Annotated in this window: 22 protein-coding genes; 4 read left to right on the forward strand and 18 right to left on the reverse strand. The window is 63.1% G+C overall.

What is annotated here, in order from left to right; all coding sequences use genetic code 11:
- Nucleotides 1-52 precede the first annotated feature (52 nt).
- The 8 genes from AC1D13_RS01345 to AC1D13_RS01380 form a co-directional block, all read right to left on the reverse strand.
- Nucleotides 53-352, reverse strand: coding sequence for a copper-binding protein (locus AC1D13_RS01345; RefSeq protein ID WP_477671982.1), 300 nt, complete (start codon nt 350-352; stop codon nt 53-55).
- Nucleotides 353-363: 11 nt separating this feature from the next.
- Entirely contained in the window at nt 364-846 is a 483-nt protein-coding gene (locus AC1D13_RS01350) for a DUF411 domain-containing protein (protein WP_477688797.1), read from the reverse strand.
- Between the two features lie 22 nt (nt 847-868).
- Complete coding sequence (locus AC1D13_RS01355; protein ID WP_457279239.1) at nt 869-1,363, reverse strand: cupredoxin domain-containing protein; 495 nt, start codon at nt 1,361-1,363, stop codon at nt 869-871.
- Between the two features lie 49 nt (nt 1,364-1,412).
- Nucleotides 1,413-2,000, reverse strand: coding sequence for a Spy/CpxP family protein refolding chaperone (locus AC1D13_RS01360; RefSeq protein ID WP_477688798.1), 588 nt, complete (start codon nt 1,998-2,000; stop codon nt 1,413-1,415).
- A 21-nt stretch (nt 2,001-2,021) separates the two neighbouring features.
- On the reverse strand, nt 2,022-3,407 hold the full coding sequence (locus tag AC1D13_RS01365) for a multicopper oxidase family protein (RefSeq protein WP_477688799.1): 1,386 nt from the start codon (nt 3,405-3,407) through the stop codon (nt 2,022-2,024).
- 26 nt (nt 3,408-3,433) lie between these two features.
- Nucleotides 3,434-4,600 (reverse strand): TolC family protein, encoded by a 1,167-nt coding sequence (locus AC1D13_RS01370; RefSeq protein ID WP_477688800.1) that lies wholly within the window; start codon nt 4,598-4,600, stop codon nt 3,434-3,436.
- 8 nt (nt 4,601-4,608) lie between these two features.
- Complete coding sequence (locus AC1D13_RS01375) at nt 4,609-4,944, reverse strand: hypothetical protein (protein WP_457279235.1); 336 nt, start codon at nt 4,942-4,944, stop codon at nt 4,609-4,611.
- A gap of 113 nt (nt 4,945-5,057) precedes the next feature.
- Complete coding sequence (locus tag AC1D13_RS01380; protein WP_457279234.1) at nt 5,058-5,591, reverse strand: hypothetical protein; 534 nt, start codon at nt 5,589-5,591, stop codon at nt 5,058-5,060.
- 33 nt (nt 5,592-5,624) lie between these two features.
- Here AC1D13_RS01380 and AC1D13_RS01385 point away from each other — a divergent pair, with 33 nt between their 5' ends.
- On the forward strand, nt 5,625-6,683 hold the full coding sequence (locus AC1D13_RS01385; RefSeq protein WP_477666308.1) for a DMT family transporter: 1,059 nt from the start codon (nt 5,625-5,627) through the stop codon (nt 6,681-6,683).
- Between the two features lie 33 nt (nt 6,684-6,716).
- Here the strand turns inward: AC1D13_RS01385 and AC1D13_RS01390 are convergent, their stop codons facing one another.
- The 9 genes from AC1D13_RS01390 to AC1D13_RS01430 all read right to left on the reverse strand — a co-directional run bounded on the left by AC1D13_RS01390 (nt 6,717) and on the right by AC1D13_RS01430 (nt 14,166).
- Complete coding sequence (locus tag AC1D13_RS01390) at nt 6,717-6,995, reverse strand: hypothetical protein (RefSeq protein ID WP_477688801.1); 279 nt, start codon at nt 6,993-6,995, stop codon at nt 6,717-6,719.
- A 28-nt stretch (nt 6,996-7,023) separates the two neighbouring features.
- Entirely contained in the window at nt 7,024-8,190 is a 1,167-nt protein-coding gene (locus AC1D13_RS01395; protein ID WP_477688802.1) for an MFS transporter, read from the reverse strand.
- Nucleotides 8,191-8,393: 203 nt separating this feature from the next.
- Nucleotides 8,394-9,062, reverse strand: coding sequence for a DUF1989 domain-containing protein (locus tag AC1D13_RS01400; protein ID WP_457279231.1), 669 nt, complete (start codon nt 9,060-9,062; stop codon nt 8,394-8,396).
- Between the two features lie 12 nt (nt 9,063-9,074).
- Nucleotides 9,075-9,860: an amino acid ABC transporter ATP-binding protein gene (locus tag AC1D13_RS01405; RefSeq protein ID WP_457279230.1), complete on the reverse strand. Its 786-nt coding sequence runs from the start codon at nt 9,858-9,860 to the stop codon at nt 9,075-9,077.
- The gene (locus AC1D13_RS01410; RefSeq protein WP_457279229.1) at nt 9,850-10,530 is read right to left on the reverse strand and encodes an amino acid ABC transporter permease; all 681 of its coding nucleotides are present in this window, start codon (nt 10,528-10,530) and stop codon (nt 9,850-9,852) included. The genes AC1D13_RS01405 and AC1D13_RS01410 overlap by 11 nt, the downstream gene beginning before the upstream one ends.
- Before the next feature lie 129 nt (nt 10,531-10,659).
- The gene (locus AC1D13_RS01415; protein WP_457279228.1) at nt 10,660-11,322 is read right to left on the reverse strand and encodes an amino acid ABC transporter permease; all 663 of its coding nucleotides are present in this window, start codon (nt 11,320-11,322) and stop codon (nt 10,660-10,662) included.
- A 137-nt stretch (nt 11,323-11,459) separates the two neighbouring features.
- Nucleotides 11,460-12,248, reverse strand: a complete 789-nt coding sequence (locus AC1D13_RS01420) for a transporter substrate-binding domain-containing protein (RefSeq protein WP_457279227.1) — start codon at nt 12,246-12,248, stop codon at nt 11,460-11,462.
- On the reverse strand, nt 12,245-13,030 hold the full coding sequence (locus AC1D13_RS01425; protein WP_477688803.1) for a GntR family transcriptional regulator: 786 nt from the start codon (nt 13,028-13,030) through the stop codon (nt 12,245-12,247). Before AC1D13_RS01425 ends, AC1D13_RS01420 begins: the two co-directional genes overlap by 4 nt.
- 182 nt (nt 13,031-13,212) lie before the next feature.
- Complete coding sequence (locus tag AC1D13_RS01430; protein WP_457279788.1) at nt 13,213-14,166, reverse strand: Bug family tripartite tricarboxylate transporter substrate binding protein; 954 nt, start codon at nt 14,164-14,166, stop codon at nt 13,213-13,215.
- Between the two features lie 263 nt (nt 14,167-14,429).
- On the opposite strand from AC1D13_RS01430, the gene AC1D13_RS01435 reads away from it, so the two are divergent.
- From AC1D13_RS01435 to AC1D13_RS01445, 3 genes are all read left to right on the forward strand, one after another.
- Nucleotides 14,430-16,184 carry a long-chain fatty acid--CoA ligase gene (locus tag AC1D13_RS01435; RefSeq protein WP_477673549.1) on the forward strand — a complete coding sequence of 585 codons (1,755 nt, stop codon included), beginning with the start codon at nt 14,430-14,432 and terminating at the stop codon, nt 16,182-16,184.
- A 54-nt stretch (nt 16,185-16,238) separates the two neighbouring features.
- Nucleotides 16,239-17,351, forward strand: coding sequence for a mandelate racemase/muconate lactonizing enzyme family protein (locus AC1D13_RS01440; protein ID WP_477688804.1), 1,113 nt, complete (start codon nt 16,239-16,241; stop codon nt 17,349-17,351).
- A 170-nt stretch (nt 17,352-17,521) separates the two neighbouring features.
- Nucleotides 17,522-18,460 carry an ion transporter gene (locus AC1D13_RS01445; RefSeq protein WP_477666397.1) on the forward strand — a complete coding sequence of 313 codons (939 nt, stop codon included), beginning with the start codon at nt 17,522-17,524 and terminating at the stop codon, nt 18,458-18,460.
- Here AC1D13_RS01445 and AC1D13_RS01450 read toward each other — a convergent pair.
- Nucleotides 18,457-19,017 carry a YaeQ family protein gene (locus AC1D13_RS01450; RefSeq protein ID WP_477666313.1) on the reverse strand — a complete coding sequence of 187 codons (561 nt, stop codon included), beginning with the start codon at nt 19,015-19,017 and terminating at the stop codon, nt 18,457-18,459. The two genes, AC1D13_RS01445 and AC1D13_RS01450, sit on opposite strands and share 4 nt — an antisense overlap.
- Nucleotides 19,018-19,257 lie beyond the last annotated feature (240 nt).

Consider the following 19,257-nt stretch of genomic DNA (forward strand, 5'->3'; position numbering starts at 1 on the left):
GCGCAATTAGCTATCAAAATGAGAGCGGATTGGCGATCGTGCCGGTGGGCGCTTACTTGCGGGGTTCGATGGAAAGCACGGTATAGGCACCGTTGATCTTGTCTACGGTGAAACTGACCTGGTCCCCGGCCTTGACCGCTTCCAGCATCGCGGGGTCCTTGACCTGGAACACCATGGTCATGCCGGGCATGTCCAGGTTCTTGATCTCACCGTGCTTGAGGGTGATCTTGCCGGCCTCTTTATCGACTTTGCGGACTTCGCCTTCGGTCGGCGGCAAGGCCGCCTGCGCCAGGGCAAGCGACGTGGCCAGTACGGCAAACAGGGCAGCCCCTATGCGGTTAAAACGTTTCATGGGGAATCCTTTCAGGTGCGGTGATAGCTTTGGTAAATGCGGGTACTGCCATCGCGGTGAACCAGCAGCACGTCATACGGGTCTTTGCGTCCGCCATAAAGCGGCGCATCCATGCCGGGCGAGCCCACCGGCATGCCGGGAACGGCCAGGCCTACGGCCTGCGGGCTCTCTTTGAGCAGGCGGTAGATCTCGCGGGCCGGCACATGGCCTTCCAGTGCGTAGCGCTTGCCGGCCAGGCTGACTTCCGCCGTGTGGCAGGAGCCGAGCTTTTCCGGGATGCCGAGCCGGGTCCGCGCCGCCGTGTTGCCGCTGTCGTGAATGCGAACCTGGAACCCGTTGGCCTGCAGGTGCGTCACCCAGTCCTTGCAGCAGCCGCAGTCAGGGTCTTTCCAGACTTCGACGGGTACTTGGGTCTGGGCCCACAGTGCCGGGGTGAGGGCTGAAGCGCTTGCAATCGCGGCCGTCACCTGGATGAGTTGTCGTCTTTGCATCATGTGTACTCCTTGTGTGAACGGATCAGCGGGCCGCAACAGTGATCTTGCCCACCATGCCTGCCTGGTAGTGGCCGGCGATCAGGCAGGCGAAGTCGAATTCGCCGGCGCGGTTGAAGGTCCAGACCAACCCGCCCGACTTGCCCGCCGGCACGTGCGCCATGTAGGGTTCGTCGTGCTCCATGCCCGGAAACTTCACCATCATCGCCGCGTGTTCGTCGAGATTCTTTTGGGTCCCGATCACCAGTTCATGCAAAAGTTTGCCGCGATTGCGGATTTCAAAACGCACGGTTTCGCCTTGCTTGAACGAGAGCTTGTCGGGTGTGAACCGCATGTTGTCGTCCATGGACAGCGTGACGGTGCGTGTGGCTGCACTGGCATCTCCCGCGATGCCCCAGGGCTTTTGCTCCTTCGGGGCTGGGGCCGCACTGGGGCTGTGGGCAGCATCGCCGTGGGCGAAAGCTGGCGCGGCCGAGGCTGCAAAAACGGCGGTAGCAAGAATGGCGATAAGTGGGTTCATGGTGTGGTCCTTGTATAGGAAGTTAAAGAGTCAAAAGTTCAAAGTCAAATCAATGTTGGTGCCCGGGATGCCCGGCCGCTGTGCCCGGCGCATCGCTGTAGCCGCGCAAATCCGCGTAAAGGTTTATCTGCTGCGGTGTCAATAAACCGGCCTGTTGCAAGTGCGTATGCAAGTGCGAGGCACGCAACTGGGCTTGAAGCAGGCCAATCTGCCGGGTCAGGGCATCAACCTGTGCCGCGTTCACCTGCCTGCCGGCAAAGGCGCTGTCCAGGTCACGCTCGGCCTCTACCAGCCTGGCGCCCAGCGCGCGGGCCTCGGCCTTGTGCTGGTTCATCAGTGCTTCGCTGGCCTGCTTTTGCGCGGCGCTCAGCGCCAGCGGGCCGGCCAGTTCCAGCACGTGCATGGGCCCCGGGTAACCGTTCAATTCGGCCGCTTTGGCTTGTTCCATGCCTTTGCCGGCCAGAAGGTCAGCGGTTTGTGCCGCCGACAGGGCTTTGATGCCGCGCGCTTGCTGGCCCGCGTAGGGACTTGCTGCGGGGTTTTCACCCCTCGTCCGGCCATGTTGGGCAAACAGGGCTGTAGCGCCCGACAGTAAAGCGCAAGCAGCTATCAATTTAAGAGCGTTTTGGGTTTTCATGGTGTTCCTCAAGGTTCTGGGTCAGTGGCCGGTATGGCCCTGGGGTTTGCGGATATTGATTTCAGTGCCACCCGCAGGTGCGGCCGCATTGCCAGCCAGGGGGCGGGCCGGGTCGGGCAGGGCGCCCTTCCACTCATAAGCCTGCGTGCCGGCCGGCTGCCGGTACCAGCCCGGGTCCTTGTAGTCGCCGGGCTTCTGGTCCCCGCGCACCTTGAGCACGCTGAACATGCCGCCCATTTCCACGCCGCCGTAGGGGCCCTTGCCCGTCATCATGGGCGCGGTGTTGTCGGGGATCGGCATCTCCATCTCCCCCATATCGGCCATGCCGCGTTCGCCCATCACCATGTAGTCGGGCACAGCCTTCTGGATTTTCTTGATGAGACCGCGGTGGTCCACGCCAATCATGGTGGGCACGTCGTGACCCATGGCGTTCATGGTGTGGTGGCTTTTGTGGCAATGAAAAGCCCAGTCGCCTTCCTCGTCCGCCAGAAATTCAAACTGGCGCATCTGGCCCACGGCAACATCCGTCGTCACTTCCGGCCAGCGGGCCGGCCGCGGCGTGGGGCCGCCGTCGGTGCCGGTCACCGTGAACTCGTGCCCGTGCAGGTGCATCGGGTGGTTGGTCATGGTGAGGTTGCCCACGCGTATGCGCACCTTGTCGTTCCTGCGCACCACCAGTGGGTCAATGCCGGGGAAGATGCGGCTGTTCCAGCTCCACAGGTTGAAGTCCAGCATGGTCATGATCTTCGGCGTCATGCTGCCGGGCTCGATGTCGTAGGCGTTGAGCAGGAACACGAAGTCGCGGTCGACGACGTCGATGAGCGGATGTTTTTCCCTGGGGTGTGTAACCCAGAAACCCATCATGCCCATGGCCATCTGTGTCATTTCGTCGGCATGCGGGTGATACATGAATGTGCCGGGGCGCCGCGCCGCGAACTCATACACAAACGTCTTGCCCACCGGGATCGCCGGCTGGTTCAGCCCGGCCACACCGTCCATGCCGTTGGGCAGGCGCTGGCCGTGCCAGTGGATGCTTGTGTGTTCGGGCAACTTGTTGGTGACGAATATGCGAACGCGGTCGCCTTCGACGACCTCAATCGTGGGGCCCGGGCTCTGGCCGTTGTAGCCCCACATGTGGGCCTTGAAGCCCGGGGCCATTTCGCGCACCACCGGCTCTGCCACCAGGTGGAATTCTTTCACGCCGTTGTTCATGCGCCAGGGCAGCGTCCATCCATTCAGGGTGACGACCGGGTTGTAGGGCCGGCCGTTCGGCGGCGCAAGCGGCGGCGCGGTGTCGGCCTTGTTCATCGTCATGGGTTCCGGCAGCGCGGCCATCGCTACCTTGCTGACGGACGCGGCGGCAACCGCCGTCAGCGCCGTGCGGTTAAAGAAATTTCGTCGGTTCATGGGATTCCTTGTGTTGGGGTGTGTGCTCAGCGCGCTGCGGCCGTGGTGGCGGCTTTACCGGTAGACCTGGACGCGGCCGGGCCGGGCGATGCGCCGGCCAGCACTGCCTGAAGGTCGGCTTCGGCAAGCCAGAAGTCGCGTTGCGCCTCGATGGCGCCGGCAGCGGCCAGGGTCTGCGCGCGGGCGCCGGCCAGCAGGTCAAAGACGCTGGTGAGCATGCCGTTGTAGCGCAGCACCGTTTCATCCTGGATGAAGCGGTAAAGCGGCATCACTTCCGTCTGATAGTGGCGTGCCAGGTCGTAGGCCGTGCGGTAGCTGTGGTAAGCCTCGCGTGCTTCGCTGCGCGCCCTGACCGCCAGTTCGCGCACACGTGCCGAATCACCCAGGGTGTCCCACAGGCCGTCGGCACCGGGTTGGGGCCGGATGGCGCGTTGTCCTGCCCATTGCGCCGTCGCCAGGCGCAGGTCCAGCCGCCGCTGCAGCACGCGGCTTTCGATATCCGGCATGTCTTGCGCTTTTGGCGGCAGGTCGGGCAGCCGTTCGGGCAAGGTGAAGCCGGCTTGCGCGCCCCACAGGCCCATCACCACCACGAGTTTTTCGCGCTCGCTGAACGCGGCCTGCCGGGCGCGCGCCAATTGCGCCGTGGCCTCGGCCAGCAGCAGTTGTTCGCGGGCCTGCTGCAGCTTGCTCCAGTTGCCTGCGCGTGCCATGCGGCGCGCCAGCTCGCCGCCGGTTTCCGCGTTCTCCCTGGCCTCGTCCATAAAGCGCGCTGTCTGCGCGGCAGCCACTGCGTTGATCCAGGCTTTGCGGGTATCGCTTGACAGCAGGGTGATGTCTTGCGCGGCCTTGAGTTTGGCCGGGCTGGCAGATACGGCATCCGTGATGTTGACGCCTTCGCCGGCCAGGGACAGTTGCAGGCCGGGGTTATTGAGCAGTGCAATGCGCACCGCGCTTTCTGCGCTGAGCGGGCCTTTCAGCAGGTCGGCAACGGCGGCGCTGGTGTCTTTGCCCGGCCGCGCAATGAGCACGGGGGGCGCAGTGCCCGAGCCGCCCGGTTGCGGGGCGGCCAGCGCCTGCAGGCCACTCACGCCGCCGTCGGGCACTGCCGTTGTGCAGCCCGCGAGGGCCAGCATAAGCAGCGCCAATGAACCCAGACGTGGAGCGATGTGGCGTTGGCCGGCAGCGGAGGTCATGCCGGGCCTCATGGTTTCGAAGCGGCGGGCGCCGCAGGTTCGGTGCGTGGCGCCTGGGCCTCTTCCCATTTCAGCAGGTCAGCATGCCCTTTTTTGAACTGGCCCGCAGTGGCGTTGGATTTTTTCCAGTCATCGCTGGCCGGCTCCACGCCCTGCGGACGGTTCACAAATACGGACTGGTACACGGTGGACGGTACCGGCATGTCCGGATTGGCAGCCTGTTCGGTGGGGCGGGGGTTCACCCGGGGGTAGGGATCTGCCTGTGCATGGGCCCTGGCAGAACCGATGAAAAAGAGTGCGAGGGCCAGCGCTGCGCGCGGGCCGGGAATGAAACGAATAGTCACAAGAATCTCCTGAATACAAGCGGGGCGATTTGCGGAAAATCGCGGGTATCCGGCGTCAAGAGCCTGAAAGGCCCTGCCGGACGGCAAGTACAGGCCCACTACGGGCCTGGAGATCAGGAAATGGGTGGTTTTTGGCCCAGCGCGGCGTCGGCACTGGCAAACTGGTCTGGCGCCGGGCGCAGCAGGCTGCGTCCTTTGAAAACGGGGCTCTGGTCTGACGTTGCCAGCGACAGCGCCACCGTATGACAGGCCTGGCAGGCCGCGCAGGACTCACAGCCGGCGTCATTCGTCGGGGTGCTGCTGTCGGAGGTGTTCCCGGCACAGTCGTGCATGGCCATGGTTGCTTCGGGCGACGTCTCTTCGTGGCCTGAATGGCCTTCAGCCCCCATGTGGTGAGCGGAAGCTGCTATCGTTTTGGTAGCGGACTGTTCTGCGGAAGCAAGCTGCCTGTGTTGCACATGGGCCGCCGCCATTTGCGTCGCCATCGCATCGCCCACCCAGCCACGCAAGGGCAGCAGGGCGATCATCAGGGCGAAGAGCAGGTGGCGCATGGGTGAATGATAGGCGATGCGTTTAAAAAGTTCCCGCGCAAACCCATCAAGCTTGCCATCGCAAGGCCGGCAGCGGAAACTGTCAAGATCACTCATGACAAGTAGATTCGTCCTTTGAAACTTCATTCCATGCTTTTGAAGCCTGGCGTTGCAGCCGCCCTGGCCTCGGCTTTCCTGTTCGGCGCGGGCACGCCGCTGGCCAAGTCGCTACTCGGCCAAGTCAACCCCTGGATACTCGCCGGGCTTTTGTACCTGGGCTCCGGTCTGGGGCTGGCGATTTATCGGCGCCTGCGCGGTGCTGCCCAGCCACGCCTGAACCGCGGCGAGGGTCGCTGGCTGGCCGCGGCCGTGCTGTGTGGCGGCGGGCTGGCGCCGGTGCTGCTGATGTACGGCCTGTCGGCGATGCCTTCCAGCCATGCGGCCCTGCTGCTCAATGCTGAGGCGGTATTGACCGCCGTGCTCGCATGGATGGTGTTCAGGGAAAACTTTGACCGCCGTATTGCGACGGGCATGGCCGCTATCGTGGCGGGTGCCGTGCTGTTGAGCTGGCCGCAGCAGGCTGCGGCCACGGCGGGGTCAACATTCAGCGCGCTGTGGCCCGCGCTCGCCGTGACCCTGGCGTGTTTTTTCTGGGCCCTGGACAACAACTTCACGCGCAAGGTGTCGTTGGTGGATGCGTCATGGATTGCCTGCGTGAAAGGGCTGGCAGCTGGCGTGACCAATCTGCTGCTGGCTTTTTTGGCAGGCGCGGCGTTGCCGGGTGCGGTACAAATCTCCGCCGCGATGGCGGTCGGCCTGCTGGCCTACGGCGTGAGTCTGGCGCTTTTTGTGGTGGCCTTGCGGCACCTTGGGGCATCAAGGGCCGGCGCGTACTTTTCGACAGCGCCTTTTGTGGGCGCATTGTTTTCCGTGGTGTTTCTTGCCGAGCCCGTCACCTGGCAACTGGTGGGCGCCGCCTTGCTGATGGCGGTCGGCATCTGGCTGCACCTGACCGAGCATCATGCGCACATGCATCGGCACGAAGCGCTGGAACACGAACACCTGCATGCGCATGACGCACATCACCCGCATGAGCATGCGCAGGCGGTTCCAGGGATGCATTCACATCGCCACCGCCATGAGCCCCTGGCCCACAGCCATGCGCATTACCCTGACGCCCATCACCGCCATGGGCATTCCGGCGGTTGAAGAAGGCGGCCTCGTTTAGACCGCAAACAGGTCTCAGGCTTTCTGAAGTTGCAGCTGCGCCTTGTCGATCCATAGCTGCAGGCTGTCCAGCAATTCCTTCTGGCTGAATGAACAGCTTTCTTCGGTGAAGAGTGCGGCGGACTCCAGCCGGTTGAGCAACTGCGACAGCACATCATTGAAGCGGGCCGGCAGGGCAGCCGCAAGGCTTTGCTGCTGCGCGGCCAGTTGTGCAAAGGTGCCCACGCGAATGCCGTCACTGCGCAGTTGCTGCAGCGCAGCTTGCAGTGCTTCGAGTTGCTGTTGGGGTGTCATGGTCTGGGTGTGGAGTTTGAAGAGACGTTCAGGCGGCGGCGGACACCTGCACACGGGCCGGCATGCGGTCGAACACCAGCGTCAGCATGGCCAGCAAACCAAAAGGCACGCCGACCCAGCCCAGCTGCGCAAAACCCACCTGATCGAGCACCGCACCGCTGACCACAGCGCCCAGCGCCGTGCCCACGTATAGCATGGAGCCATTGAGGCTGAGCAGCAGCGGTGCCTGTGCGGGCGACAAGATGGCCAGCCGGCTTTGCTGCGGTGCCATCAGCCCGAAACCTGCAATGCCCCACAGAACCAGCACGGCCATGGTGGCCGGCACATGGCCGCGCGTCAGCGGCAGCAGGCACATCATCGCCACCAGCACAGCCAGCTGCACGCGCATGCTGCGCAGTGCGCCAAAGCGGTCGGTGGCCCAGCCGCCCATCAGCGTGCCGGCCACGCCCGCCAGGCCGAAGACGGCCAGCGTGGCGGAAAGCTGCGCTGAACTCATGGGGTTGAGTGCCTGCAGCACCGGGCCGACATAGGCAAAAACACTGAAGATGGCGATGAAGTACAGCAGCGTTCGGCCCCATACGCGCAGCACGGCGGGCTGGCGCGCTGCGGCGCGGAAACCCGCAAAGCTGGTGCCTGCGCTGGCCATGTCGGCCGGGATCAGCCAGCTCGCCGCGACCAGCGCCGCCAGGCTGGCCCCGGCCGACAGCCAGACCGGCACGCGCCAGCCAAACTCAAAGCCCAGCCAGGCGCCGACCGGCAGGCCCACGGCGTAGCTGATGCTCATGCCCAGGAAGGTGATGGACAGCGCCCGGCCGCGCAGGGCCGGCACCACCATGCTGACCGCCAGCGCCGATGCCGCTGCGGTGAACATGGCACCAGCTCCCATCAGCACACGGCCCAGCAGCAGCAGGGGAAAGTTGGGCGCGACGGCGCAAACCAGGCAACCGGCGGTAAACAGGCTGAGTGCCAGCTGGACGGCGCGCTTGCGTGGCCACCTGGCGGTAAGGATGATGAGCAGGGGCGCCAGCACCGCGGTGGCAATGGCGTATGCCGTCATGGCCTGGCCGGCGGCGGCCACACTGATGCCCAGCGAGGCACTCATGGGCTGCAGGATGCCGCCGAGCACAAAAGCCCCGCTGCCGATCACGAGGTTGCACAGGGCGAAGAAATAGAGAATGGGCGGCATGGCAGTCATGGGCAGCAGGAATCCGGTGGGCAGATCAGGGTGAAGGCATGGTTGGGGGCGGGCGAGCGGTTAGGCAACAAATCGGCCTTCGGACCAACCGGAATCAGCGCAAGCAGCTATCAAATTGAGAGCAACAAAAAGACGTCACCGCTATTGTGCGGGAACTCACCCAACCCTGCAGGAGCGGGGAAAGGCGGTTTGGCGCGGCCCCGTCAGGTTTGCGGGATCCAGGGGTCGCTGGCGGGCAGGGTTGATGTGCTTTGCAGCACTTCCAGGTCTACCGGCTGCGGGGTGTTGTCGCCCGCACCCTGGATTTTCACGATGTCCTGCGGGCAGGCGGAAAACGCGACAAAGCAGTCCATCTCGGCGCGCAGCGTGATTGAGTCGCCGGCCTTCGTCACGGTGGGCAGGGTTTTGAGTGTGATGCCGTCGGGCTGCACCCGGATGTTCATGAAGATGTTGAACGAAGCGAGAATGGCGCGCGGCGGCGTCAGGCCCAGCTCGAACATGCCTTCAAACATGTTGTCGCAACAGTTGCGGTGATAGCCCTTCACGCCCAGCAACTCATAACGGCGGCGGTCGCAGGCAGCCATGAAGGTGTCGTGCACGCCGGGCGTGCTGTCTTCCACCACGGTGAGGATGGGGTGACGCTGGTTCGTGACGAAGGAGTCGCCGACGACGGGATTCAGGCGCTGGTTCCACACGCGGGTGGTTTCCATGCACATGAATTCGTTCAGGTCGTAGGCATTGAACGCCCAGCAATCGACCACCTGCGTGCCGTGGGTGTTGATGACCTTCACGGCTTGCCCGGCCTGCAGGCGCAGCGCCTTGCCGTGGCCGGCGGGGACGTGCAGCGTGCCGGGCGTCGCGGAAGGTGTCATGGATTTCCCGGATTACTGGATCATCCCGAGGAACTGCTTCAGCTCGGCGGTTTGTGGATTCGAAAACACTTCGTCGGGCGGCCCAATCTCGTGCACGCGGCCCTGGTGCATGAAGACCACGCGGTCGCACACCTTGCGCGCGAAGTTCATTTCGTGGGTCACCATCAGCAGCGTCATGCCTTCGGCGGCCAGGCTCTCCACGACCTGCAGCACTTCGCCCACCAATTCCGGATCCAGTGCCGAGGTGATCTCGTCGCACAGCAGCACCGAAGGCTGCATGGCCAGTGCGCGCGCGATCGCCACGCGCTGCTGTTGCCCGCCCGAAAGCTGGTCGGGCCAGGCCTCGAATTTTTCGGCCAGGCCCACACGTTGCAGCAGCGCACGCGCATGTTCTTCGGCGGGAGCGCCAGCCGTCTTCTTGACCAGCGTGGGCGCCAGCATGATGTTTTTGCCGACCGTCAGGTGCGGGAAGAGGTTAAAGCTCTGGAAGATCATGCCGACATGCTGGCGCAGCTCGCGCATGACCTGCGGACTGTCGTGCAACAGGTGCTTGCCGTCCACGCGCAGCGTACCGCTCTGAAAGACTTCCAGCCCGTTGATGCAGCGCAGCAGCGTGCTTTTTCCCGAGCCGCTTTTGCCGATGATGGCAATCACCTCGCCGGCCTTGACCTCCAGATCAATGCCTTTTAAAACTTCGTTGGCGCCGAAGCTTTTGCGAAGTTGATTGATCTCGACAAGAGTCCTGTCGGACGAAGTTGTTGCGGCGGCTGCAGGGGGTGGTGCGACGTTAGCGTCCATTTCGGGCTTTCCTCTCAAGCTTGCGGGCATACAGGGACACGGGGAAACACAGCGCGAAGTACATCAGCGCGACGCAGCTGTACACCACAAAGGGTTTGAAGGTGGCGTTGGTGATCATGGTGCCGGCCTTGGTCAGTTCGATAAAACCAATCACCGAGGCCAGCGCCGTGCCCTTGATGACCTGCACCAGGAAACCCACGGTGGGCGGCACGGCAATGCGCACGGCTTGCGGCAGCACGATGTACTTGAGCTGCTCGCCGAAGTTGAGCGCCAGGCTTTGCGCGGCTTCCCACTGGCCTTTGGGGATGGCGTCGACGCAGCCGCGCCAGATTTCGGCCAGGTAGGCGCTGGTGTAAAGCGTCAGCGCCACCGCGGCGGCCACCCAGGCGGGCACATTGATGCCGAAGAGCGCCAGGCCGAAGTAAGCCAGGAAGAGTTGCATCAGCAGCGGCGTGCCCTGGAACAGCAGCACATAGCCGTCCAGCGCGCGCCGCGTAATGAGCGCGGCCTTTTGTGCGCCCGGCACCGCGCGGGTGGCGGACAGCCGGCCGACCAGCAACAGCATGCCGACGATGCCGCCGCCTATGAAGGCGACGAGTGAGAGTACAACGGTCCAGCGCGCTGCAAGCAGCAGGTTGCGGAAGATGTCCCAGACTGAGAATTCAATCACGGCGATTCCTTTTGAGCGCTGGATTCTTGACGCCAGCAGGGGCCGCGGAACCGGCTTTGCCGGGCCGCAGGCGCAGCGCCCCCTCGGGGGGCAGAGAGCTACACGAAGTGAGCGAACGTGGGGGCATAGTCAGCGACCAAAAAGGAACTTCGGACCCATCCAGTTGAGGAGCTTGCGCACCGCAACGGAGAGCACCAAATAGATCAGTGTGGCGATGATGAAGGCCTCAAACGCCCGGAAGTTGCGGCCCTGGATCAGGTTGGCGGCGTAAGAGAGTTCCTGCGTCGAGATTTGCCCGCACACTGCGGAGCCCAGCATCACGATGATGATCTGGCTCACCATGGCGGGCCAGACCTTCTTGAGTGCCGGCGGCAGCACCACACGGGTATAAATCTGCACCCGGTTGAGCGCCAGGCTTTCGGCCGCTTCAATCTGCCCGCGCGGTGTGGCTTCAACGCCCGCGCGAATGATCTCGGTGGCGTAGGCAGACAGGTTGATCACCATCGCCAGCACCGAGGCCGTCTCAGGCGACAGCCTGAAGCCCGCAGCCGGCAGGCCGAAGAAGATGAAGAACAGCTGAACGATGAAGGGCGTGTTGCGGATCAATTCCACATACGTACCCACCACCCAGCGCAGCCACGTGGGCCCGCTGGCACGCGCCCAGGCAAACGCCATCCCCATGAACATGCCGAGTACCGACGAGATCGCCGTCAGACCCAGCGTCCACGCAACCCCAATGGCCAGCAGCGGCCATTGCGACAACACGGCCATGAAATCGAGTTCGACACGCATCTGAATCACTTTCTGTTGAAAGAATCGCTGCTTGCTTCTGTCATGCCAGCAGCCGCAGTGGAACCGGCTTTGCCGGGCCACCAGCGGCGCCCCCTGAAAGGGGGGAGGAGGCTACACGAAGTGAGCCTCAACGGGGGTCAGGGTAAATTGCCGGCAGGGCGACCCAGCCACTTCATCGCGATCTTGTCCAGGTCGCCATTTTTCTTGGCTTCGGCAATCACTTCATTGACCTTCAGGCGCAGCTTGTCTTCACCCTTGGCGACGCCGATGAAGTTGGGGCTGTCGGCGAGCAGCAATTTGTACTCGGTGTTCAGTTGCGGGTTCTTGGCCATCATGTTGCCGGCTACTGACGCGCCGGTGGCGATCAGTTGCACCTGGCCTGCGGTGTAGGCCGACACGGTGGTGTTGTTGTCTTCAAAGCGCTTGATGTCCGCGCCGGCGGGTGCAACCTTGCTCAGCTCCTGGTCTTCCAGGGCGGCGCGCGTGACACTGATGCTCTTGCCGGAAAGATCGGCAAACGACTTGACGCTGACGCTCTTGGGGCCGAACACCGCCTGGAAGAAGGGCGAGTAGGCCACCGTGAAGTCGATGACTTTTTCGCGGTCGGGGTTTTTGCCCAGTGTGGAGATGACCAGGTCGGCCTTTTTGGTTTGCAGATAAGCGATGCGGTTGGCGCTGGTGACGGGCACGAGCTCGATTTTCACACCGAGTTTTTGCGCGATGTAGCCGGCCATTTCCACGTCCAGGCCCTGGGGTTTCAGGTCAGTGCCAACCATGCCGTAGGGTGGGAAGTCGGTCGGGATGGCGATCTTGATCTCTTTGGCTTTCATGATGTCGTCCAGCGCAGTCTGTGCATGGACGCCGGTGGCGCCCAGCACGGCGGCTGCGGCAAGGGCAAGAGAAAAAACGCGTTTGCTGGGATTCATAGCAGGGCTCCAAGGTAAGTTGAGGAATCGTCAGTGGGTTTGGCCGAAGCACGGCCGGGCTTGCGAACACGGGGGGGCGGCGAGGACGCCGCCTTGTTGCTGGGGCTCTGCGCATCCAGTGGACTTAATGCACTGCGCAGATGCGACAGCGGGTCGCCGGCGCCGACCTGCAGCTTGAGCGCGGCCTGCACGCTGCCGATATGGGCTTGCATGAGCTTTTCAGCCTTGGCCAGGTCGCCCTTTTCAAGGGCCTGCACGATCTGCACATGCTCTTCGCAGGATTGCGCCGCGTCGTGCGACGACTGGTAGAGCATGGCAATGAGTGTGGTGCGCGCGGTGAAGTCGCGCAGGGTATCGGCCAACAGGCTGTTGCCCAGGCATTCGGCCAGGCACACATGAAAGTCGCCCAGCAAAAAACTGCGCAGGCCCACGTCGTCGCCCTTGACGGCGGCTTTCTCGCGGGTGAGGTGGCTTTTGAGCTGCTTGATGGCAGCCTTGCTGACGTCACCGGTACAGCGGATCAGGCCCATCTCGATCACGCGGCGCGCCTCGAAGGCTTCGCGCGCCTCTTCCTGCGAAGGCTCGATGACGTACCAGCCACGCCGGCTGCTGACGGTAACGATGCCGCGCACCGCCAGCCGGGTCAGGGCCTCACGCACGATGGTGCGGCTGCAGTCAAACAACATGGCCAGCTGCTGCTCGCCCAGGCGCGCGCCGGGCGCAAGCTTTTGCGCCATCACGGCTTCAATGATGCGGTTGGAAATGTCGGAGGCGGTGGCCATGCACCAGACAGTGCATATCCCGTGCCAGCCGACAAACTGGTTCAATCAACTGGTATACAAGCTATGTGCACCTATCTGGCGTGCCAAAAGGCCCGGTTTGCGGGTTTTTGGGGCTGCCCGCACCAGAACGGGGAGTGGCGCGGCCCGCGCAGATGCCCGCGGTTTGCCGCGCGGGGAGCTGGTTAGTCCAGCTTTGCACCGGAAGCCTTGACCGCCTGGGCCCAGCGCGGCATTTCAGTGGCCAGGAACTGGGCGAATTCGTCACTGCCCATGAAGGCAGGGTCGGCCCCTTGCGTGACCATGCGGTTGCGGATGTCCGGGCTGGCCATGACTTGCCTGAAGGCATCGCTGAGTTTGGCGGTCACGTCCTTGGGCAGGCCGGCGGGTGCGAGGAAGCCGTAAAAGCCCACCACCTCAAACCCCGTGATGCCCGATTCAATGACGGTCGGGATGTCGGGCAGGGCGGGGTTGCGCTCCTTGCTGGTCACGGCCAGCGCACGAACCTTGCCCTGCTTGTGATAGTTGGCTGCCTGCGGAATCGATTCGCCCATGAACTGCACCTGGCCTGCCATCAGGTCGGTAAAAGCGGGGGCGCTGCCGCGGTAGGGGATGTGCACCATGAAGAGTCCGGTGGCATTCTTGAACATCTCGGGCACCAGATGGCTGATGCCGCCGTTGCCGGCCGATCCGTAGTTGACCTGGCCGGGCCTGGCCTTGGTGTAGGCGATGAATTCCTTGAGGTTGTTGACCGGCAGCTTGGGGTTGACCAGCAGCGCCAGCGGTTGCATGGCGGTGCGCGCGATCGGGGTGAAGTCTTTCAGCGTGTTGTAGGGCAACTTGCTATAGAGCGCGGGGTTGATCACCATCACGCCGGTGTTGGCCAACATCAGGGTGTAGCCGTCGGGCGCGGCCTTCATGACGTCTTGTGCGCCCACGGTGCCGCCGGCGCCGGATTTGTAGTCGATCACGATGGGTTGCCCCAGCACGGCCTGCAGGCGCTCGGTCAAGAGGCGCGCATGCTGGTCCAGCGGCCCGCCGGCCGGAAAACCGATCACCACGCGGATGGGCTTTTCGGGAAAAGCCGCGAACGCTGCGCCAGAGGCCAGCGCTGTGAAGGCCAGCGCGCAAGCCGACATCAGGGTTTTGCGTCGAAGGGCGAGAAATCGGGTCATGGTGTCTCCTGGATGTTTCTGCTTTTATTTCCGCGTGTAAACGGTAAGGCCGGAAGGACTTCCTTCGTGAAAGGGGGAAGCATGTGCTCTCGCACGGGGTGCAATCCATCATAGTGAGCGCGGGTCGCTCAAGTGACAGTGTTTTATCAGGAGCTTCCCGGATGTGGGCAGTGTGGACTCGGGGTAGGCTTGGGTCCCAAGTCAGTACTTGTCTGGAGACTTTTTTCTTGACCCTTGATTCCAACACCGGCCAGGCCGTCCCCGCAGCAACTCCGCACAACCTGCACCACCAGGTCTGGCCCAAGCGCCTGCCGCACAGCATCACGCCGCCGGCGACTTCGCTCTGGCACAACCTGGCGGTCAGCGCGTTGCGCTTTCCGGACAAGCCCGCGCTGGTTTTCTTCAACCGCGCGCTTAGTTATGCCGAAGTGATGCGTCAGGCGGAGCGCCTGGCAGCCACGCTTTACCGCATGGGCGTGCGCAAGGGCGACCGCGTGGTGCTCAACATGCAGAACTGCCCGCAGTGGGTGATCGCGCACTTTGCGATCCTGCGGGCCAACGCCGTGGTGGTGCCGGTCAACCCGATGAACCGGGCCGAAGAACTCAAGCACTACATCATCGATCCCGACGCCAGGATTGCCATCACCACAGCCGACCTGGCGCCCGAGCTGGCCAGGGCCAATGCACAGCTGGCACCCACCGACCGGCTCATGCACCTGGTGGTCACGCATTACAGCGATGCTTTTGACATGGAGCAATCCGGCGGCGACGATGCAGCGATGCCCGACGCCTGGCGCGACTGGCTGGGCACGCGCCACTCGCTGCCCGCACTGGATGGCGGCACGGTGATGAGCTGGGCTGATGCGATGACGGCCGGAGAAACCACCGAGCTGCCCCCACACACCGCCACACCGCAGGACCTGGCCGTGCTGCCCTACACCAGCGGCACCACCGGCCTGCCCAAGGGTTGCATGCACACGCACGCCAGCATCATGCACAACGCGGTGGCCAGCTGTTTGTGGGGCGGCAGCACGTTTGAAAACGTCACGCTGTCTGTGGTGCCGATGTTTCACATCACAGGCATGGTGTCGGTCATGCACGCTTCCATTTACGGCAGTGCGACGCTGGTCATCATGCCGCGATGGGACCGCGAGCTGGCCGGGCGCCTGATCTCGCGATGGGGGGTGACGCACTGGACGAATATCCCCACCATGGTGATCGACCTGCTGGGCAGCCCTAACTTCGCCAGCTTCGACCTTCGCAGCCTGGTCTACATCGGCGGCGGCGGGGCGGCCATGCCGCAGGCGGTGGCCCAGCGCCTGTGGGAACAATACGGCCTGCGCTTTGCCGAAGGCTACGGCCTGACGGAAACCGCGGCGCCTTCGCACAGCAACCCCTATGACGCCACCAAACAGCAATGCCTGGGTGTTCCCTTCATGAGCTGCGACTCGCGCATCATTGATCCGGTCACGCTCAAGGAAGTGCCACAGGGCGAGCAGGGCGAAATCATCATGAGCGGGCCGCAGATATTCCAGGGCTACTGGAAGCGTCCGGACGCGACGGCCGAAGCTTTTATTGAGCTCGATGGCAAACGTTTCTTTCGCTCGGGCGATCTGGGGCGCATGGACGAGCAGGGATATTTCTTCATCACCGACCGGCTCAAGCGCATGATCAATGCCTCGGGCTTCAAGGTGTGGCCGGCCGAGGTCGAGGCGCTGATGTTCAAGCACCCGGCCATCCAGGAGGCCTGCATCATCAGCACCAAGGATGCCTACCGCGGCGAGACGGTCAAGGCTGTGGTGGTGTTGCGCGCCGCGGCCAAAGGCCAGACGACGGAAGACGACATCATCAACTGGTGCAAGGAGAACATGGCGGCGTACAAATATCCGCGTGTGGTGCAGTTTGTCGATGCACTGCCCAAGAGCGGCTCGGGCAAAGTGATGTGGCGCGCGTTGCAGGAAGCGGAGCAGGGCGCACGGTGAAGACTCTGGCACGATGAGGGTTCTGAGCCTTCTGAGTGCCACCCGGAGACAAAATTGAAAATCACATCGGTCAAGCCGTTTATCCTGCATGTGCCCGTTACGGGCTCGCAGATTGCCGACAGCACCCATACCATTTCGCACTGGGGCGTGGTCGGGGTGCAGATAGACACAGACAACGGGCTCACCGGGTACGGCTTCACCGGCACCCATGCCCATTTGCCGAGCGACCAGCTGATCACGCGCTGCATCGAGACCTGCCATGCGCCGCTTCTGATCGGTGAAGATGCGGCAGACATCCAGCGCTTGTGGCTCAAGCTGGCGCGAAACCCCGCGCTGCAATGGGTAGGGCGCGCCGGCATCACCACGCTGTCGCAGGCGGCCATCGACATCGCCCTCTGGGACCTGAAGGCCAAGGCTGCAGGTGTACCGCTGTGGAAGCTGCTGGGCGGCCAGGTGCGCGAGAAAGTACGCGCTTACAACACCGACATCGGCTGGCTCAGCATTCCCGACGAACAACTGGTGGCAGGGGCGAAGCGCGCAGTCGACGAAGGCTTCACCGGTATCAAGGTCAAGATTGGCTCCAGCGTCGACCGTGACCTGAAACGCCTGGAGGCGGTACGCCGCGCCATCGGCCCCGCCATCACGATGGCGACCGACGGCAACGGCAAATGGGACTTGCCCACCTGCCAGCGCTTTTGCCGCGCGGCAGAGGCGTTTGATTTGTACTGGATCGAAGAGCCGATTTGGTACGACGACGTGAAAGGCCATGCGCAACTGGCGCGCAGCACCAGCATTCCCGTCGCGCTGGGCGAGCAGCTCTACACGCACGATGCATTTGCCGAATTCTTCCACCAGGAAGCCATTCATTGGGTGCAGCCCGATGTGACGCGTATGGGCGGCATCACCGAAGTGCTGCGGGTGTGCGACACGGCGCATTCCTTCCGGTTGCCGGTGGCGCCACACGCGGGCGACATGAGCCAGGTGCATGTGCACCTGAATCACGCGCACCCGGCCTGCGCGGTGCTTGAATACATTCCCTGGATCAAGGACTGCTTTCTTGAGCCCGCGCAGGTGGTAGACGGCCACTTCAGCCTGCCGCAGCAGCCGGGTGCCAGCACCACGCCCACGGAAGCAGCCTGGGCCAGATACCGCCAGCCGGCATCCTGATGTCGTTCGGATGATTTTTAGTAAAAAGTGGCTGAGAGCCATAATGGACGGGCGCAAGCAGCTATAAAAATAGCAGCAAATCCCTGTGCGTCCGTGAAGGCTTTCCCGGTCAGGTATCGTGCTGCCCTGTCAACCCAATGAACACGCGGCGCTTGCTGCGCCTTTCCTGCATGGCCAAACCCGCTCCGCCTCTTCCTCCTTCCGACCTGGATGACAAGCCCCTCGATGGCTGGCGGCTGCGCCTGTACACCATCATCTTTGAGGCTGACACCCGTGCCGGGCGGCTTTTTGACAAGACCCTGATCGCCCTTATCCTGGTCAGCATCGCTGTGGTGATGGCCGACAGCGTGCAGGCGATCCATGCTTCGCACGGCCGGGCGTTCGCGGTGGTCGAATGGATTTTCACGCTGCTCTTCACCGCTGAATACATCGCGCGCCTGGTGTGTGTGCGTAAGCCTCTGCAGTACGCGACAAGCTTTTTCGGCATCATCGATCTGGTCGCCGTGTTGCCAACTTACCTGGCGCTGTTTTTTCCGGAACTCCATGCGCTCATCGATGTGCGCGTGCTGCGGCTGCTGCGTGTGTTCCGCATCTTCAAGCTGGCTGCCTATGTGGCCGAATACCAGTCGCTGGGCCGTGCGCTGGCAGCAAGTGGCCGCAAAATTCTGGTGTTCCTGTCGGCCGTGGTGATGATGGTGCTGGTGATGGGCACTGTGATGTACGTGGTCGAAGGGCCTTCCAACGGCTTTACCAGCATCCCGACTTCTGTGTATTGGGCCATCAGCACCGTCACCACCGTGGGCTTTGGCGACATCACGCCCAAGACCGACCTGGGCCGGCTGATCTCGTCATTCATGATGTTGCTGGGCTGGGGCATTCTGGCTGTGCCCACCGGCATTGTCACGGCCGAAATGGCGGCGGAGCGGCGCCTGCAGCATCTGGCCCTGCCAACCACGCGCACCTGCCATGAATGCCTGACCGAAGGCCACTTGCCCGAGGCAGACTTTTGCTTTCATTGCGGTGCGAAGCTGCCGCTTTATCAGCATCAAGGCCAGCACCAGGATTCCAGGGACGCGAAGGATGCGTCCTCTCGGCGTCCTGGTGTTTAAGACTCTCCGGCCGTCAACCGGCGCGGTGTGATCTCTACCGACCCGAGCGCTGTACTCATCCACACCGTGCCGTCTTGCACCGTCACCTGCAGCTGCATGCTGCGCTCGGCCAGCTTGGCCAGCGCCTGGCTTTCAGCCGCGTCGATCTGCCAGACCACCAGGTTGGGGGCGCGGGTGAGCTTGGTTTCAATGTTCTTCCACCAGACCGGTGTGCTGCTGGCAAAGCTGTAGACACTCACGCGTTCGGCGCGGCCGGCGGCCTTCATCAGGCGCTTGTCGTCGGGCTGGCCTACGTCGATCCAGTGCAGGATCTGCTCGGTGTAGTCCTTGTGCCAGAGCGCCGCTTCGTCCACGTCCCACAGGTCCTTGGCAAATTCCAGGTTGCCCTTTTTGTCGTCGGCCGGCACGTTGAGCGCGAAGGCCAGCAGGCGGATCATCATGCGTTCGTCGGCCTCCGACGGGTGGCGCGCAATGGTCACACTGTGGTCGGCGTAGATGCTGCGGTCCATGTCGGACAGGGCTAGCTGGGCTTTGTAGATAGTGGCTTTGAGTGCCATAGGATTTACTTCTTTATCTCGGGTCTGGACGGGAACGAACCCTCTATTGGAACAGAGCGGGAACAAAGTCGTCCCGGGGTAACCCCGCCCGAGCGGGATTTAAGGGGTCTGGCTATAGTTTGCCGATGCCGGGCGCGATGTTGCATGCCATCTGGAACATAAAAACGCGTCTTTTGCGCCAGGCCTGCGTTGCAAATCCGCGCGATACCTTCGTATCGCTGTGGTTTGCGCCTTGTCCTG

It is taken from the genome of Polaromonas sp. P1_E12 (assembly GCF_056405975.1).

Excerpts from the sequence above, each read along its gene's own strand:
- AC1D13_RS01390 (WP_477688801.1), bottom strand. The coding sequence starts at position 6,995 with ATGACACCCCAACAGCAACTCGAAGCACTGCAAGCTGCGCTGCAGCAA.
- AC1D13_RS01425 (WP_477688803.1), bottom strand. The coding sequence starts at position 13,030 with ATGGCCACCGCCTCCGACATTTCCAACCGCATCATTGAAGCCGTGATG.
- AC1D13_RS01350 (WP_477688797.1), bottom strand. The coding sequence starts at position 846 with ATGATGCAAAGACGACAACTCATCCAGGTGACGGCCGCGATTGCAAGC.
- AC1D13_RS01430 (WP_457279788.1), bottom strand. The coding sequence starts at position 14,166 with ATGTCGGCTTGCGCGCTGGCCTTCACAGCGCTGGCCTCTGGCGCAGCG.
- AC1D13_RS01345 (WP_477671982.1), bottom strand. The coding sequence starts at position 352 with ATGAAACGTTTTAACCGCATAGGGGCTGCCCTGTTTGCCGTACTGGCC.
- AC1D13_RS01445 (WP_477666397.1), top strand. The coding sequence starts at position 17,522 with ATGGCCAAACCCGCTCCGCCTCTTCCTCCTTCCGACCTGGATGACAAG.
- AC1D13_RS01415 (WP_457279228.1), bottom strand. The coding sequence starts at position 11,322 with ATGCGTGTCGAACTCGATTTCATGGCCGTGTTGTCGCAATGGCCGCTG.
- AC1D13_RS01370 (WP_477688800.1), bottom strand. The coding sequence starts at position 4,600 with ATGACCTCCGCTGCCGGCCAACGCCACATCGCTCCACGTCTGGGTTCA.
- AC1D13_RS01365 (WP_477688799.1), bottom strand. The coding sequence starts at position 3,407 with ATGAACCGACGAAATTTCTTTAACCGCACGGCGCTGACGGCGGTTGCC.
- AC1D13_RS01405 (WP_457279230.1), bottom strand. The coding sequence starts at position 9,860 with ATGGACGCTAACGTCGCACCACCCCCTGCAGCCGCCGCAACAACTTCG.
- AC1D13_RS01395 (WP_477688802.1), bottom strand. The coding sequence starts at position 8,190 with ATGACTGCCATGCCGCCCATTCTCTATTTCTTCGCCCTGTGCAACCTC.
- AC1D13_RS01380 (WP_457279234.1), bottom strand. The coding sequence starts at position 5,591 with ATGAGTGATCTTGACAGTTTCCGCTGCCGGCCTTGCGATGGCAAGCTT.
- AC1D13_RS01355 (WP_457279239.1), bottom strand. The coding sequence starts at position 1,363 with ATGAACCCACTTATCGCCATTCTTGCTACCGCCGTTTTTGCAGCCTCG.
- AC1D13_RS01400 (WP_457279231.1), bottom strand. The coding sequence starts at position 9,062 with ATGACACCTTCCGCGACGCCCGGCACGCTGCACGTCCCCGCCGGCCAC.
- AC1D13_RS01360 (WP_477688798.1), bottom strand. The coding sequence starts at position 2,000 with ATGAAAACCCAAAACGCTCTTAAATTGATAGCTGCTTGCGCTTTACTG.
- AC1D13_RS01450 (WP_477666313.1), bottom strand. The coding sequence starts at position 19,017 with ATGGCACTCAAAGCCACTATCTACAAAGCCCAGCTAGCCCTGTCCGAC.
- AC1D13_RS01385 (WP_477666308.1), top strand. The coding sequence starts at position 5,625 with ATGCTTTTGAAGCCTGGCGTTGCAGCCGCCCTGGCCTCGGCTTTCCTG.
- AC1D13_RS01420 (WP_457279227.1), bottom strand. The coding sequence starts at position 12,248 with ATGAATCCCAGCAAACGCGTTTTTTCTCTTGCCCTTGCCGCAGCCGCC.